Genomic DNA, 14,717 nt, shown 5'->3' on the forward strand with positions numbered 1-14,717 from the left:
TGCAGGTTGTCCTGCCGGGAGCGCGCGCAGGTAGCCTTGTTGGGGCGTCTAGCCGGTAACCTGCCGGGCCGGGACCCCATCTACAGACAGGAGGCATCACCCATTGCAGACCCTTGCAAAGATTCTTGCATTGCCATTATTGACGGCACGGAAAATTGCAGGAACGATGGATCCTGCAAATGAACTTGCGGGGACGTCATGACGATACTCGATCGCATTAAGACGCATTCCAGGCGGCTTACCGATGCGGATCAGAAGCTGATCACCACCATGCTGGAAAACCGGGCGGAGGCCGCGTTCCTGTCGGGCCCGCAGCTTTCCCAGCGCGCCTCCGTTCATGAGGCCACCGCCACCCGGCTGGCGCAGAAGCTTGGCTACAAGGGCTTTCCGGACCTTCGCGCGCAGCTGCAGCGCGAGGTGCTGGACGATCAGGACGCGGCCAACCGCATGCGCCGCTCGGTCTCGAAGGTCGAGCATGGCGACTACCTGACCGATCTGATTGCGGCCGAGATCAGCGCGCTCGAAACGCTCGCCCGGTCCGTCGAGCAGACGGATATCGACAGGGCCGCGGACATGATTTTTTCCGCACGTCGCGTCTTCATCTTCGGGCAGGGGCATGCGCAATCCGTGGCCGGCTTCCTGCAGCGTCGCCTCGATCGCTTCGGCATGACCACGATCCAGCTGACGGGGCGCGGCCGGGACATCGCCGAGCGCCTGGTCAGCATGGAGGCAGGCGACCTCATCGTGGCGCTTGCCTTTCGCAAACAGCCGCAAAGCTACGGCCCGCTGATGCGGCATGCGACACGGGTCGGTGCGCCCTCGATCCTCGTTTCCGATCTGGTCGGGCCGCTGATGGAGCCCGCTGCCGATCTGATGCTTGCAGCGCCGAGGGGACGCTCGGGCAGCGAATTTCAGACACCGACGATCCCGTTTGCGATCGTCAACGCCATCGTGCTGACGATCGCCGGCCGCCACCAGGGGCAGGTGATCGGCAGGCTGGAGAAGCTGTCGGAGTTGTTCAACGACTTCGACTAGAGCGTCTGCGTTCACAGGAACGCACAAGGGACGTTCTAATACTTTGATTCTAGAGCATCTTTCCGCCCGCAAGTGATTCCACTTGAAGGCAGAATGCTCTAGCGGGGAACTATAAAGGGAGGAGAACGAAATGCTGAAAAAACTGACCAGTGCCGCACTTGCCGCATGCTTCGCACTGCCATCCTTGACGATGGCGTCCGATCTCGACGGGCTGACGCCGCAGCAACTGCTGCCGCTCGCACAGAAGGAGGGAAGCGTTACAGTCTTCTCGTTGTCGAGCCGCATCGCCAAGATCGAGAAGGCCTTCGAAGAGACCTATCCGGGCATCGACCTCATCGGCCTCGACATGAGTTCGACCAAGCAGATCGCGCGTGTCGAAGCGGAGCAACAGGCCGGCGTGCATGCTGTCGACGTGCTCTATATTGCAGACACACCTGTCGTGTTCACCAAGCTTCTGGAGGGGAAGCGGATCGTGAACTATGTGCCGCCGCGGGTCGCGAACGAACTGGAGGATCGCTACAAGGCGCCGCTCCTGACCCAGCGCCTCTCCACCAAGGTGCTGATGTACAACGAGAAGGCTTTTCCTGATGGTTCGCCCGTCAGCAATCTCTGGCAGCTCACCCAACCGGAATGGCAGGGGCGGGTGCTGATGGTCGACCCGAGCCAGCGTGGCGAACTGCTCGATCTCCTGACCGAGATCGCGCTGCATCCGGACGAAATGGCCGCCGCCTACAAGGCGCATTTCGGCAAGGATATCGAAGTTGAAGGTGATCTTCAGGGCGCCGGTGAGCAGTTCATCAAGGACCTCTTCGCCAACGACCTGATCCTGGTTCCCAACAGCGACGTGCTCAACAAGTCGGTGGGTGACGTCAACGCCAAGAGCCCGCCGGTCGGTTTCGGCACCTATTCCGACCGTCGTGACAACGAGAAGGAGGGCTGGGCGCTGCAGATCGCCAACAATGTCGAGCCGGCCAACGGCATCCTGTTTCCGGCGGTACTGACGGTCGCCGACAAGGCGCCGCATCCGGCGGCCGCTCGGTTGCTGATCGACTTCATGTTCGGCGACGATACGCCGACCGGCGGGGCGGGCTTCGAGCCCTTCAACGTTCCCGGCGACTACGCGACCCGCAAGACCATCGCCCACCATCCGGACTCGGTGAAGCTCGATGACTTAAAGGCCTGGACGATCGACCCGGCAAAGACGGCCGCCGCGCGCGGGCGCATTGCCGACCTGATCATCACGCTCCAGTAACGGAAACCGTCTGTCGGCACGCTTTTCCAAAAACGCGTGCCGACAGACGCCGAGGCTCTGACATGACATCCCTATCAATATCCGCACCATCGGGCAGCCGGCTGCTCCGATCGGGCTTCCTCTTGCCGGCAATTCTCGTCGCCATCGTCGCGATCCTGGTCGTCGCTCCGCTCTTGCGCATCCTCTTCACGACGCTGACGCCTGAGGGCATCGCGGCCTGGAAGGCCGTGCTCGCCAGCCCGCTCTCGGCCAACCTCTGGTGGCGGCCGCTCCTCAATACCATGATCCTCGGCTTCAGCGTCGGCGCCGGCTGCCTGCTCATCGGCGGCTTCCTTGCCTGGCTTGTGGTGCTGACGGACGTGCCGGGCCGCCGCTTCCTCGGCCTGATGGCGTCGCTGCCCTACATGATCCCGAGCTTTGCCGCAGCCCTTGCCTGGGGCACGCTGTTTCGCAATTCGCGTCTCGGCGGTTCGGCCGGCTTCTTCGAAACCAGCGGCCTTGCCATTCCCGACTGGCTCGCCTGGGGGCTCATCCCGACGGCGATCGTGCTGATCGCGCACTATTATTCGCTCGCCTATACGATCATCGCCGCGGCCTTGAGTTCGGTCGGCGCCGATCTCGTCGAGGCAGGCCAGATGGCCGGCGCCAAGCGCCCGCGCATCTTCTTCGGCATCATCCTGCCGGTGGTCACGCCGGCGCTGATTGCCGCGGCATCGCTGACCTTCGCCGGTGCCGTCGCCAATTTCGCGGCACCCGCTTTGCTCGGCCTGCCGGTGCGGATGCAGACGCTTTCTACCCGTCTCTTCGGCATGATCGAGACCGGGCAGAACGAACGCGGCTTCGTGCTTGCGCTGCTGCTCATTGCAGTGTCGGCACTGTTCCTGTGGCTCTCCGATCGTATCGTCTCCGGTCGCAAGGCCTTCATCACGGTGACCGGCAAAGGCGGGCGGACCAAACGCTTCCCGCTTGGCGCCTGGCGCTGGCCACTCTTTGCCATCGCCGTCATCATCGGGTTTCTGACCACGGTGCTGCCGGTCCTCGTGCTGGCCGCGTCGAGCCTGGCACCGCAGAGCGGCGCGCTGTTTTCCAACTGGACGCTGCACTTCTGGATCGGCGAAGGTGGCGGCGAGATGGCGCAGGGGCAGGCGGGTATCTTCCGCAATCCGGTGCTGATCGACGCGATCTGGAACACGATCCGTCTCGGGTTGGTCGTCGCCTTCACCACGATGCTGCTCGGTCTTGGGCTGGCCTATACCATCGTCCAGCGCCGCGGCAGCCTGCTCGCGACGCTGCTGAGCCAGCTTGCTTTCCTGCCGCTTCTGGTGCCGAGCATCGCCTTTGCCGCGGCCTATATCGCGCTCTTCGGCGCGCCGATCGGGCCGCTGCCTTCGCTCTACGGCACCTTCGCCCTGCTGGTCATCGCGGCATCGGCGCACAATCTGCCCTTTGCCGTGCAGTCGGGGCGGTCGGTGCTGGGCCAGATCTCCGCCGACATCGAGGAAAGCGCCCGGCTGACGGGTGCGGGACTGATCCGTCGCCTGTTCGCGATCATCTTTCCCCTCGCGATCCGGGGCCTCTTTGCCGGCGCGATCCTCGTCTTCGTCAAGATGGTGCGGGATCTCTCGCTGGTCGTGCTGCTGTTCACCGCCACCTCGCCGGTCTTGAGCATGGTCGCCTATCGCTATGCTGCGGAAGGCTTCCTGCAGTTCGCCAATGCCATCACCCTCGTCATCCTCGTCGTCTGCCTGGCTGCCTCCTTCGTGGCCCACAGCCTGCAGAACCGTGTCCAGAAATGGAAAGCACCATGAATGCTTTAGCAACCGGCACTGCGGACGCCATCAAGATCCGCAGCCTCGTCAAACGCTTTGGCGCCTTTACCGCCGTCAAGGACGTCAACATCTCGGTACCGGCGGGGTCCTTTCTCGTGCTCGTCGGCCCCTCGGGTTGCGGCAAGTCGACCCTTCTGCGCATGCTGGCCGGGCTTGAAAGCCCGAGCGAAGGCGAAATCGCCTTCGTCGGGCAGACCGTCTCGAGCGGCGCGGGCGGCGTCATTGCCGACGCCGGCAAGCGCAACGCCGGGCTCGTGTTCCAGAGCTATGCGCTCTGGCCGCACATGACGGTCGCCGGCAACATCGCCTGGCCGCTGAAGGTCGCCAGATGGCCGCGCGACAAGCGCGAGCAGCGTGTGCGGGAAGTGCTTTCGCTTCTCGGCATCGACACGCTTGCCGAACGGTATCCGGCCGAGATCTCCGGCGGCCAGCAGCAGCGCGTGGCGATCGCCCGCACGATCGCGCCACAGCCGAGCATTCTTTTGTTCGACGAGCCGCTGTCGAACCTCGATGCCAAGCTGCGCATCGAGATGCGCAGCGAGCTGATGCGCATCCACCGGGCGACGGGGGCGACATCGGTCTACGTCACGCACGACCAGGTCGAGGCGATGACCATGGCGACCCATGTCGCCGTGCTCAACAACGGCCGCGTCGAACAGTTTGGCAAGCCGATCGATCTCCTGCGCAATCCGCAGACCACCTTCGTTGCGACCTTCCTCGGCACGCCGCCGGCAAACCTGATACCGGTGCACCGCGCCGGCGACGGCCTCGTCTTCGGCGATATGGTGCTAGCGCCGGCTTCCGTGGCGGCCGGCCGCGACGATGCGCAACTGCTCTTCCGTGCCGAAGACGTCAGCGTCGTCGCGGTCGCCGGAGCACCGTCGCTTATGGCCCGCTTTGCCGAAGCAGCACCGATCGCGGGCCGAACCATGGTGACCGCCATGGTCGGCGACCTGCGCGTTACGGCCATGGCCGACAGCTACTTCACCGCCACACCGGGGGAGCCGATCCCCCTTTCCTTCATTCGCACCCCCGATGCGGTTTTCGCCGCCACCGGAGAAAGGATCCAACAATGAGGCTCATCCTCATGCGCCACGGCGAAACCCAGTGGAACGCCGAACAACGCCTCCAGGGACAGGACAACTCGCTCCTGTCCGAGCGCGGGGTCGCGCAGGTGAGGCGGTTCCGCCCCTACGCCAAGGCATTGAAGCCGGTTCGCATTATCGCCTCCGATCTCGGCCGCACCCGGCAGACGGTCGCCCTCATCGGTCACCCGGACGCGCCGACCGACGAGCGCTTCCGTGAATTGGACATGGGCGAATGGACGGGACGGCGCAAGCCGGATCTCATCGCCGAGCGGCCGGAAGAATATGCCGCATGGCGCGCCGGTACGTTCACGCCGGCCAACGGCGAAACCTGGGGCGCCTTTCGCGGCCGCGTGGCCGAAGGTGTGCATGACTGGATGTCGCGCACCGAAGGGGACCTGCTCGTGGTTGCCCATGGCGGCGTGGTGCGCGCCGCCTGCCACGAATTCCTCGATCTTCCCCCGTCGCGCGTCGTCCCCGTCACGCCGGGGACGGCGACCATCCTGCATTTCCCGCGGCGCGGCAGCATGACCGCGCAGCTGGAGGGCTACAACATCGGATCTGTCGCACCCGACGACTTCGTCGCCGACTGATACTTGCGGCGAGGGGCATGAGATGAACTCCGGAACATTCGTTATCCTGGAACTTCTGGGTGGCGTGGCGCTGCTTCTGTGGGGCGTTCGCATGGTGCGCACTGGCGTCATGCGCGGCTGGGGCGACCGGCTGCAGCGCTTTGTCGAAGAACGCCTGTCGAACCGGCTTACCGCCTTCGGTGGCGGGGTCCTTGCGACCGCCGTGCTCGGCAGCGCCACGGCCATGGCGCTGATCGTTGCCGGGCTTGCAGGCGCCGGTGCGATTTCGGCCCAGACCGGGCTCGCCGTCCTGCTCGGGGCGGATATCGGCTCCGCGCTCGTCTCCGGCCTCTTTGCCTCCGGCTCGTCGCTTGCCGGCGTGCTCGCTCCGCTGTTTCTCCTGACCGGATACATCGCATTCAGCGTATCCGGCGAATTCCGACCGCGTAACGCCGGCCGCATCCTGATGGGCCTCGGGCTGATGCTGATGGCCTTGAAGGTGATCGTGTCGGCGACCGCGCCACTGCGCGAAGCCACGCTTTTCCACGATGTCCTGCAGGCGGTCGCGACGGAGCCCGTGCTTGGCTTCCTCGTCGGTGCAATGCTTGCATGGCTGTTCCACTCGACGCTTGCCGTCATCCTGCTCGTCGCCTCGCTCCTGATGAACGGCAGCCTCGAAGTCGCCGGCGCCGTCCCGCTTATCCTCGGAATCAATTTCGGCGGCGGACTTCCGGCGGTCAGCGCCACGCTCGACCAGCCGCCATCTGCCCGCAAGCTGCCGGTCGCCAATCTCTTCTGCCGCGGGCTTCTGGCCGTGTCGCTGCTGCCCTTCGCGCGGCAGATCGTCGATATTGCCGGCCGTCTACCCACCGATCCGTTGCATGTCGCGGTCGGTCTTCACGTCACCTTCAACCTGGTCGTTGCGGCCGTGTTCCTACCGCTGTCGTCGTTCGTCGTGAACCTTGTGGAACGGCTTGTCCCGCCGGCGCCGGTCGTTGGCGATCCCTTGACGTCTCCGCGCTATCTCGACAGCATGTCGCTGGAGACGCCGGCAATCGCGCTCAGCAATGCAACGACCGAAACGATCCGCATGAGCGAATTGCTGGAGCGCATGTTCCGGATGGCGCTGACGTCGTTACAGGCCGGCAGGCTCGAAAATCTGAAGGAACTGCTGCCCGTGGATGCACGGCTCGGCAATTACATGGCGTCGGTGCACGCCTATCTCGGACAATTGACACAGGACGGGTTGCCGGCCGGAGAGACGAGCAGAGCCCATGAGATCATGTTGTTTGCGAGCAATCTCGAACATGCGGGCGACGTCATCAAGCTAAGCCTTGCCGATCGCATCAGGGCGAAAATCAAGCAGAACATTCAGTTCACCGTCAGCCAGCGTGCGGCGATCGAGGCGCTCTCGGAGGTGATCGTGGCCTCGTTGCGATTGTTGCCTGCGGCCCTCTCCTCCCGCGACGTCGCGGCCGCATCGCGGCTCGCGGCCCAAAAGGACCGCTTCCGTGAACTCGAAGATGAAATCGTGCGCCGGCATCTCGGCGGCGAGCATGTGGAGACGGCGGCCGGTGCGAGAGACAATGCCCTCTTCATCGACCTCGTGCGCGACCTCCACCGGATCAATTCCGATATCGCAGCCGCCGGTTATCCGCTGGTGCAGGCCGCAGGCCTGCTGAGCAGCAGCCGAATTCTCAACGTCGGAGCGGTTGCCGGTGCGAGATGATCGCAGAGGCGATGTCGATCGGCCAGGCGCTGCTAGAGCTTGGCTGAGACCGCTGTCGCCGCCTCTCGGATAGTCTGCATCAGCAGAGAAAGGGCGAGCGGCGGCACCGCGTCGGCGCGCATGGTCAGGCCAACAGGACCTTTCGTTTCGCTTGTGTCGATCGGCAGGATTGCGATCGTGCCATCGTCGACATCGGCGGCGACGACACCGGCGGAGATGATCCAGATCGCATCGCTCGCCCGCACGAAGGCCCGGCCGAAGGCGTCGGACACTGTCTCGATCTGGTTCGGCAGACTGGCAATACCATTTGTGATCAGGAAGCGCTCGACGAAGGGGCGGATGATCGAGGCGCGTGTCGGCATCAGGACCGGGAAGTCGGCGAGCCGCGCAAAGGTGGAATGGGCGCCGGCAAGCAGCGGATGTCCAGCCCTGACGGCAAAGACCACCTGTTCCGAGTAGAGATGCTCGAAGGAAAAGCCGGTCATCTTTTCCGGTGCCGCAAGCCGCCCGACGACCAGATCGAGATCGCCGACGCGCAGCTGTTCGAGGAGGACTGCATTCTCGCCGGTGACGATCTTGATGCGGGCGCCGGTCTCCTCCTTGAGAAACAGCGTCATGGCGTGCGGCATGATGCGTGTCGAGACTGTCGGTAGCGCGCCGATGCGGACCGGAACGCCGTCGCCGGACCGTTCCTGCGAGACCGAATCGAGCCCTTGCCGAAGCGCCGTCAGCGCCGCACCGGCGTGGCGCAGGAACACCTCGCCATAGCGTGTTATCTTGATGCCGCGCCCGTCGCGCTCGAAGACCGCGACGCCAAGCACCTCTTCGAGTTCGCGGATCGTCTTGGTCACGGCCGGCTGGCTGACATGCAGCAGCTCGGCCGCCTTCATCACGCTCTTCTGCCGGGAGACCTCGACAAATGTCTGTAGATGGCGAAACTTGACCCGGGCGTCGATCATGGAATTCATAACCCTCAAGTTAATGAAATGCCATGAAATATCATTTTACCTAACCAGATTAAATATCCAATTTGGTGGCGGAGGAGAGAGCCCGTGCAGTTTGCCCGTATCAACGACATTACGATCCACTATCAGGTGATCGGCGCCACCGGCGACCGGCCGGTGCTGGTTTTCGCCAATTCGCTCGGCACGGATTTTCGCATCTGGCGCGATGTCATCGTCCGTCTTGCCGGCGATTTTGCCATCGTCCTCTACGACAAACGCGGCCATGGCCTCTCGGATATCGGGCCCACACCCTATGCGATCGAGGACCATGCGAACGACCTTGCCGGCCTGCTCGACATGCTCTCGGTCAAGCAGGCGATCATCTGCGGCCTCTCGGTCGGCGGCCTGATTGCGCAGTCGCTCTACCAGCGACGGCCCGATCTGGTGCGGGCGCTCGTCCTTTGCGACACGGCGCACAAGATCGGCACGGCCGAGACCTGGGCTGCACGCATCGCGGCGGTAGAGGAACACGGCATCGAGGCGATTGCCGATAGCGTGCTCGAGCGCTGGTTCACGCCGGCGTTTCGCCGCCCGGAAAACATCGCCTATGCCGGCTATCGCAACATGCTCGTCCGTCAGCCTGTAACCGGATACGTCGCCACCTGCGCCGCCATCCGCGACGCCGACTATACCGAGGCGGCAGCCCGCATCGCCGTGCCGACGCTTTGCGTCGTCGGCGATCAGGACGGCTCGACGCCGCCGGATGTCGTGCTTGCGACCGCCCGCCTCATTCCCGGTGCGCGCTACGAAGTCATCCGCGATGCCGGTCACATTCCCTGCGTCGAAAACCCGGAAGCCTTGACCGCGGTGCTTCGCGCCTTCTTCGAAATTGCAATGCATGGAGACAGGACCCATGAGTGACGCTTCTGCGCCCTCCGACCGCTATCGCCAGGGCATGGCCACGCGCCGTGCGGTGCTCGGCGACAATCACGTGGATCGGACGCAGTCGGTTTCCACCGAATTCGACCGCCCCTTCCAGGAGCTGATCACCGAAGCGGCGTGGGGCCATGTCTGGTCGCGGCCGACCTGGACGAAGCGTGAGCGCTCGATCGTGACGATCGCGTTGCTCGCCGCCCTCGGCCAGGACGACGAGGTTGCCATGCATGTGCGGGCGACCGCCAATACCGGTGCGACCCGCGAGGATATCTGCGAGGCGCTGCTGCACGTGGCGATCTATGCCGGCGTGCCGGCGGCCAACCACGCGATCAAGATCGCCAAGCAGGTCTTTGCCGAGATCGATGCCGGCACGGCGGCCTGACGGGAGGAAGCGATGTCCGACAGAACCAATGGAAAGCCGGAGACGGGCGCCTTTTTCCCACGCGACCGTGGATGGCATGCGCCGGCGCTGACGCCGGGCTACAAGACCTCGGTGCTGCGCTCGCCTCAAAAGGCGCTGCTTTCACTTGACGGCACGATTTCGGAAATTACCGGCCCGGTCTTCGGGCACTCGGTCATCGGCGAACGCGACAACGACCTCATCCACAATTTCGCCAAGCCCGGTGAGAGCGCCATTGGCGAGCGCATCATCGTGCATGGCCGCGTGCTCGACGAGCGTGGCCGCGCCGTGCCTGGGGCGCTGCTCGAATTCTGGCAGGCCAATGCCGGCGGCCGCTACCGCCACAAGAAGGAAAGTTATCTCGCGCCGCTCGATCCGAACTTCGGCGGCTGCGGCCGCACGATCACCGACGCGGAAGGGGGCTACGCTTTCCGGACGATCAAGCCCGGTCCCTATCCCTGGCCGAACGGCGTCAACGACTGGCGTCCGGCGCATATCCATTTCTCGGTCTTCGGCCATGGTTTCGCGCAGCGGCTGATCACCCAGATGTATTTCGAGGGCGACCCGATGATCTGGAAGTGTCCGATCGTCAACACCATCCCGGACCGCCAGGCCGTAGAACAATTGATCGCCCCGCTCGACTGGGCAAACACCATTCCCTTCGACGCACGGGCCTACAAGTTCGATATCGTGCTGCGGGGACGCCGCTCGACACTGTTCGAGAACCGGCTGGAGGGCAACTGATGGTTCAGCAACTCGGCTACCTCAAGGAGACGCCCTCGCAAACGGCCGGGCCCTACGTGCATATCGGCCTCACCCCGAACTTCTGCGGCATCACCGGCGTCTACGAGGCTGACCTCGGATCGCGGATGGTGAACGCTGAGACGCGTGGCGAGCGCATTACTATCACCGGACGGGTGATCGACGGCGCCGGTGCGCCGCTCAAGGACGCGCTCGTCGAGATCTGGCAGGCGGATGCCGCCGGGTTCTACAATTCGCCGACCGAGATACGCGGTGCTGCGGACGCAAACTTCACCGGCTGGGGGCGCTGCGCAACGGGCGCCGAAGACGGGGTCTTTTCCTTCGAGACCATCAAGCCGGGGCAGGTTCCCTACAGCCACGACCGGAAAATGGCGCCGCACATCACCTTCTGGATCGCCGCGCGGGGCATCAACATAGGCCTTCACACCCGAATGTATTTCCCGGACGAGGCGGCAGCCAACGCTGCCGATCCGCTGCTTGCGCGCATCGAACATCGCCATCGCGTCGCGACGCTTGTCGCGACCGGAACGGCGCCTAATTATGTCTTCGACATTCACCTGCAGGGTGAGAAGGAAACGGTCTTCCTCGACATCTGAACAGGAATGTCACGCCTGGACATGGAGTGCCGCATGGGCGGCATTCAGGGCAGCAGGTGGCATTTCGTTCGGCGAGCCGCATCCGCGACCAGAAACGGGGAAATCATGACCTATTCCGCCTTCGACCACCCTTATCTTTCCGGGTTGCTGGGGGATGAGGCGGTTGCCGCCGAGTTCTCGGCTTCCGCCGATATCCATGCGATGCTCGCCTTCGAGGCGGCGCTTGCGCGGGCCGAAGCCGTGCACGGCATCATTCCGGCCAAGGCTGCCGACCGGATCACCGAGGCGTGCCGCGCCTTTTCGCCCGACGTCAGCGCGCTGAGGCGGGCCGTGGCGGCCGACGGGGTGGTGGTTCCGGAACTCGTGCGACAGTTGCGATTGATCGTCGGCGGCGAGGCGGCAGACTATGTGCATTACGGCGCCACCAGCCAGGATGTCATCGACACCAGCCTGATGCTCAGGATGAAGGCGGTGGCCGAGCTTTTCGCCGTCCGGCTCGGCAACATCGTCACGGTGCTCGAGGAGTGCGACAACGAATGGGGCGAGCGCGGACTGATGGGGCGCACCCGTATGCAGGCGGCGATCCCGATCACCGTGTCGGACCGGCTGCGCAGCTGGATCGAGCCGCTGCTCGATCACAAGGACCGGCTGGAAGCCATGGATCGCGATCTCTTCGCCGTCCAGTTCGGCGGCGCCGCCGGGACGCTGGAGAAGCTCGGTGACCGGGCGGACGACGTGCGCGCGACGCTTGCCGAAGAACTCGATCTCGCCGACTTTCCGCAATGGCACAGCCAGCGCTCGGAGGTGGCGGACTTCGCCAATGCCCTGTCGCTGGTCACGGGCAGCCTCGGCAAGTTCGGCCAGGACATCGCCTTGATGGCGCAGCAGGGCGACGAGATCGAGCTTGCGGGTGGCGGCGGATCCTCGGCAATGCCGCACAAGCAGAACCCGGTGGCAGCCGAAGTTCTGGTGGCGCTCGCGCGGTTCAACGCGACCCAGCTTTCCGGCATGCACCATGCGCTGATCCACGAACAGGAGCGTTCCGGCGCCGCCTGGACGCTGGAATGGCTGATCATGCCGCAGATGGCTGGTGCGACGGCGGCAGCGCTTCGTCTGGCTGGCGAACTCGTGGGCAACATACGCCGGCTTGGCCGCGCCTGAGCGGGCTGGTGACGCGATCCCTCAGCGGGCCGCGCGCAACATCGAGCGGTAGCGCACCTGGCTGTTCTTGAGGTGCTGGCGCATGGCGCTGCGCGCCTGCTCCTCGTCTCCATCCTGGATGGCGATGAGGATCGCCTCGTGCTCGGCGATCAATCGCGACAGCTCCGCAGACGCCAGCACGGTTTCCTCGCCGCTCTCCGAAACCGCTCGGCGGGGAATGAGCGCCGTGCCGAGCATCTGCAGGAACTCGCTGAAGCGCGGGTTGTTGGTCGCCTGGGCGATCGCCAGATGGAAGTTGAAGTCGGCCTCCGCCGTCGGCCGCCCCTGCGCGGCGCTCTCGCAGAAACTGTCGAACGCTTCGGCGATCTTTTCTTCCTGGGCCGGCGAACGGCGAAGGGCGGCAAGCGCTGCGGCATCGCCCTCGACGGCGGTCCTCAGTTCCAGCATTTCGATCAGCGAAGAGACGCGCGCAAGATCGATGCCGTGGAACGGCAGCGGGGTCGAAGGCGCAGGCTCCAGCACGAAGACACCGATACCGTGCCGCGCCTCGACAAGCCCGCCGGAGCGCAGCGCCGCGATCGCTTCGCGCACGACCGTGCGGCTCACGCCGAATTCCTGCGTCAGCTGCGCTTCCGAAGGCAGGCGGTCGCCAGGCTTGTAATGCCCGGCGCCGATCTGGCCGCTGAGGGCGTCCGTTACCTTGGCCACCAGCGTCTTGCCTTGAGAGGCGGGGGGGTCGGAGGCGGTGACGTTGCTCATGGGAATGGCCGTTTCTGCGACTTGGGTGCTTTGTGTCTGGATACGCCATTGCCGATCAAGGGCGCAATCCATGGCTGGCTGCAATGCGCGGGAACCAAGGGTGATGTCTCAATAAATCGGATCATCGACGAAGGCGCCGCCCTGATAGCGCACGAGAGAGTCGCCCGGCTGCGGCGTGGGGGTGTTTTCGGCGACTTTCTGACGGAAAACTTCGGCATTGTCCTTCGGGCGCCAGCCGAGCCAGGAAACATGCGAATTGTCCCACCAGCCGGCGTCGTTGGCCGAGGCGCCCCAGATGACCGGGCAACCGAGAACCGGCACACGGAAGACGGCCTCCGTCAAGGATACGAAGTCGTCATGGGAAAACCAGGTGGAGAGCATGCGATAGTTGACGGGCTCGGGCAGGCAGGAGCCGATGCGGACCAGGGCGGTCTCCTGGCCGAACTTCTCGAAATACATGCGCGCCAGCGCTTCGCCGAAGCACTTCGACACGCCGTAGAGCCCGTCGGGCCGGTAGGGCGCGTTCGGGCCGAGCCGTTCGCCTTGCGGATAGTAGCCGATCGTGTGGTTGGTGCTGGCAAAGAGGATGCGCGGCTTGTTGTTGGCGCGCGCCGCCTCATAGAGATTGTAGAGGCCGAGAATATTGCCGTCGAGGATTTCCGAGAACGGACGTTCAACCGAAATGCCGCCCAGATGCACGATCGCATCGCATCCGACGACAAGCTCGTTGACGGCGCGCCGGTCGGCCAGGTCGCACTGAACGCATTCCTCGTTTTCACCCGGCGGATCGAGCGGCGCGCGATCTGCTAGACGGATCGTCCTTGCCAATGGCGCCAGCCTTTCGCGCATGACGCGGCCCAATTGCCCCGCCGCGCCGGTGATCAGAAGTCGTTCCATCGCCTGTCCCCCCAAGCCGGTGCAGGCGCTCACCGCGATCGATGCGCCCACATATCATATGATATCCGCTAACATATAATACATCTCTATTGCAATGCTTTCGCGATGAGGCGATTTTGTTAAGGAGCGATCTCTTGGCGGCGTTTGGCGCCGAATTTCGGCCTTATGGCGTCACGTCGCTTTCGAAGTACAAAGGTGACCCACAGATCTTATATGATGACTTGTATTACGACATATTGACATGTGTGTGATGACTTGCTTAGTAGGCGCGTCGAGTTTTAGGGAGGACCCGCACGAAATGAACCCTGAGCAGATCAAGGCCGCGCTTGGATCGGGCCTGCTTTCGTTCCCGGTGACGCATTTCGATGCGGAGGGTCGGTTTGCGCCGGACAGCTATCGGGCGCATGTCGAGTGGCTGGCCGGCTACAAGGCGCCGGTTCTGTTTGCGGCCGGTGGCACCGGCGAGTTCTTTTCGCTGAAGCCGGACGAGATCCCCGGCATCGTCAGGGCGGCCAAGGACGTTTCCGGCGACACGGCGATCGTATCGGGCTGCGGCTATGGCACGGAGATGGCGGTCGACATCGCTCGTTCGGTCGAGCGCGTCGGTGCCGACGGCATCCTGCTTCTGCCGCACTATCTGATCGATGCGCCGCAGGAAGGGCTTTATGCCCATGTGAAGACGATCTGCCAGTCGGTCGGCATCGGCGTCATGGTCTATAACCGCGACAACGCGGTGCTGCAGGCCGACACGCTTGCAAGG

General features: G+C 64.2%; 15 protein-coding genes. 12 read left to right on the forward strand and 3 right to left on the reverse strand.

The features are described from left to right. The first annotated feature begins 198 nt into the window (after positions 1–198). The 6 genes from ASD63_RS19735 (at position 199) to ASD63_RS19760 (ending at position 7,502) form a co-directional block, all read left to right on the forward strand. Positions 199–1,035: a MurR/RpiR family transcriptional regulator gene (locus ASD63_RS19735; protein WP_082572945.1), complete on the forward strand. Its 837-nt coding sequence runs from the start codon at positions 199–201 to the stop codon at positions 1,033–1,035. Positions 1,036–1,165: 130 nt separating this feature from the next. Further along, on the forward strand, positions 1,166–2,287 hold the full coding sequence (locus tag ASD63_RS19740; RefSeq protein ID WP_060529786.1) for an ABC transporter substrate-binding protein: 1,122 nt from the start codon (positions 1,166–1,168) through the stop codon (positions 2,285–2,287). A 62-nt stretch (positions 2,288–2,349) separates the two neighbouring features. Then, positions 2,350–4,095 carry an iron ABC transporter permease gene (locus ASD63_RS19745; RefSeq protein WP_060529787.1) on the forward strand — a complete coding sequence of 582 codons (1,746 nt, stop codon included), beginning with the start codon at positions 2,350–2,352 and terminating at the stop codon, positions 4,093–4,095. Further along, entirely contained in the window at positions 4,092–5,192 is a 1,101-nt protein-coding gene (locus ASD63_RS19750; protein WP_060529788.1) for an ABC transporter ATP-binding protein, read from the forward strand. The genes ASD63_RS19745 and ASD63_RS19750 overlap by 4 nt, the downstream gene beginning before the upstream one ends. Continuing rightward, a complete protein-coding gene (locus ASD63_RS19755; protein WP_034801808.1) occupies positions 5,189–5,794 on the forward strand; it encodes a histidine phosphatase family protein in 606 nt (201 codons plus the stop codon). The genes ASD63_RS19750 and ASD63_RS19755 overlap by 4 nt, the downstream gene beginning before the upstream one ends. 22 nt (positions 5,795–5,816) lie before the next feature. After that, positions 5,817–7,502: a Na/Pi cotransporter family protein gene (locus ASD63_RS19760; RefSeq protein WP_060529789.1), complete on the forward strand. Its 1,686-nt coding sequence runs from the start codon at positions 5,817–5,819 to the stop codon at positions 7,500–7,502. A gap of 32 nt (positions 7,503–7,534) precedes the next feature. On the opposite strand, the gene pcaQ is transcribed toward ASD63_RS19760, so the two are convergent. After that, on the reverse strand, positions 7,535–8,461 hold the full coding sequence (gene pcaQ / locus ASD63_RS19765) for a pca operon transcription factor PcaQ (RefSeq protein ID WP_034801846.1): 927 nt from the start codon (positions 8,459–8,461) through the stop codon (positions 7,535–7,537). A gap of 93 nt (positions 8,462–8,554) precedes the next feature. On the opposite strand from pcaQ, the gene pcaD reads away from it, so the two are divergent. From pcaD to ASD63_RS19790, 5 genes are all read left to right on the forward strand, one after another. Next, positions 8,555–9,367 carry a 3-oxoadipate enol-lactonase gene (pcaD, locus tag ASD63_RS19770; protein WP_060529790.1) on the forward strand — a complete coding sequence of 271 codons (813 nt, stop codon included), beginning with the start codon at positions 8,555–8,557 and terminating at the stop codon, positions 9,365–9,367. After that, entirely contained in the window at positions 9,360–9,764 is a 405-nt protein-coding gene (gene pcaC / locus ASD63_RS19775) for a 4-carboxymuconolactone decarboxylase (protein ID WP_034801802.1), read from the forward strand. Before pcaD ends, pcaC begins: the two co-directional genes overlap by 8 nt. A gap of 12 nt (positions 9,765–9,776) precedes the next feature. Then, positions 9,777–10,526, forward strand: a complete 750-nt coding sequence (gene pcaH, locus ASD63_RS19780; protein ID WP_034801800.1) for a protocatechuate 3,4-dioxygenase subunit beta — start codon at positions 9,777–9,779, stop codon at positions 10,524–10,526. Further along, positions 10,526–11,140, forward strand: a complete 615-nt coding sequence (gene pcaG, locus ASD63_RS19785) for a protocatechuate 3,4-dioxygenase subunit alpha (RefSeq protein ID WP_060529791.1) — start codon at positions 10,526–10,528, stop codon at positions 11,138–11,140. The genes pcaH and pcaG overlap by 1 nt, the downstream gene beginning before the upstream one ends. 105 nt (positions 11,141–11,245) lie before the next feature. Beyond that, entirely contained in the window at positions 11,246–12,301 is a 1,056-nt protein-coding gene (locus ASD63_RS19790) for a 3-carboxy-cis,cis-muconate cycloisomerase (RefSeq protein ID WP_060520905.1), read from the forward strand. Positions 12,302–12,322: 21 nt separating this feature from the next. Here the strand turns inward: ASD63_RS19790 and ASD63_RS19795 are convergent, their stop codons facing one another. Together ASD63_RS19795 and ASD63_RS19800 are read right to left on the reverse strand one after the other, a co-directional pair. Then, entirely contained in the window at positions 12,323–13,060 is a 738-nt protein-coding gene (locus ASD63_RS19795; RefSeq protein ID WP_060529792.1) for a FadR/GntR family transcriptional regulator, read from the reverse strand. Between the two features lie 108 nt (positions 13,061–13,168). Beyond that, entirely contained in the window at positions 13,169–13,957 is a 789-nt protein-coding gene (locus ASD63_RS19800) for an NAD(P)-dependent oxidoreductase (RefSeq protein ID WP_060529793.1), read from the reverse strand. 298 nt (positions 13,958–14,255) lie between these two features. Between ASD63_RS19800 and ASD63_RS19805 the strand changes: the two genes are divergently transcribed. Continuing rightward, the coding region (locus ASD63_RS19805; protein ID WP_200953521.1) for a dihydrodipicolinate synthase family protein at positions 14,256–14,717 on the forward strand (462 nt) is incomplete at its 3' end.

The organism is Ensifer sp. Root558, assembly GCF_001427045.1.
Lineage (GTDB): Bacteria > Pseudomonadota > Alphaproteobacteria > Rhizobiales > Rhizobiaceae > Ensifer > Ensifer adhaerens.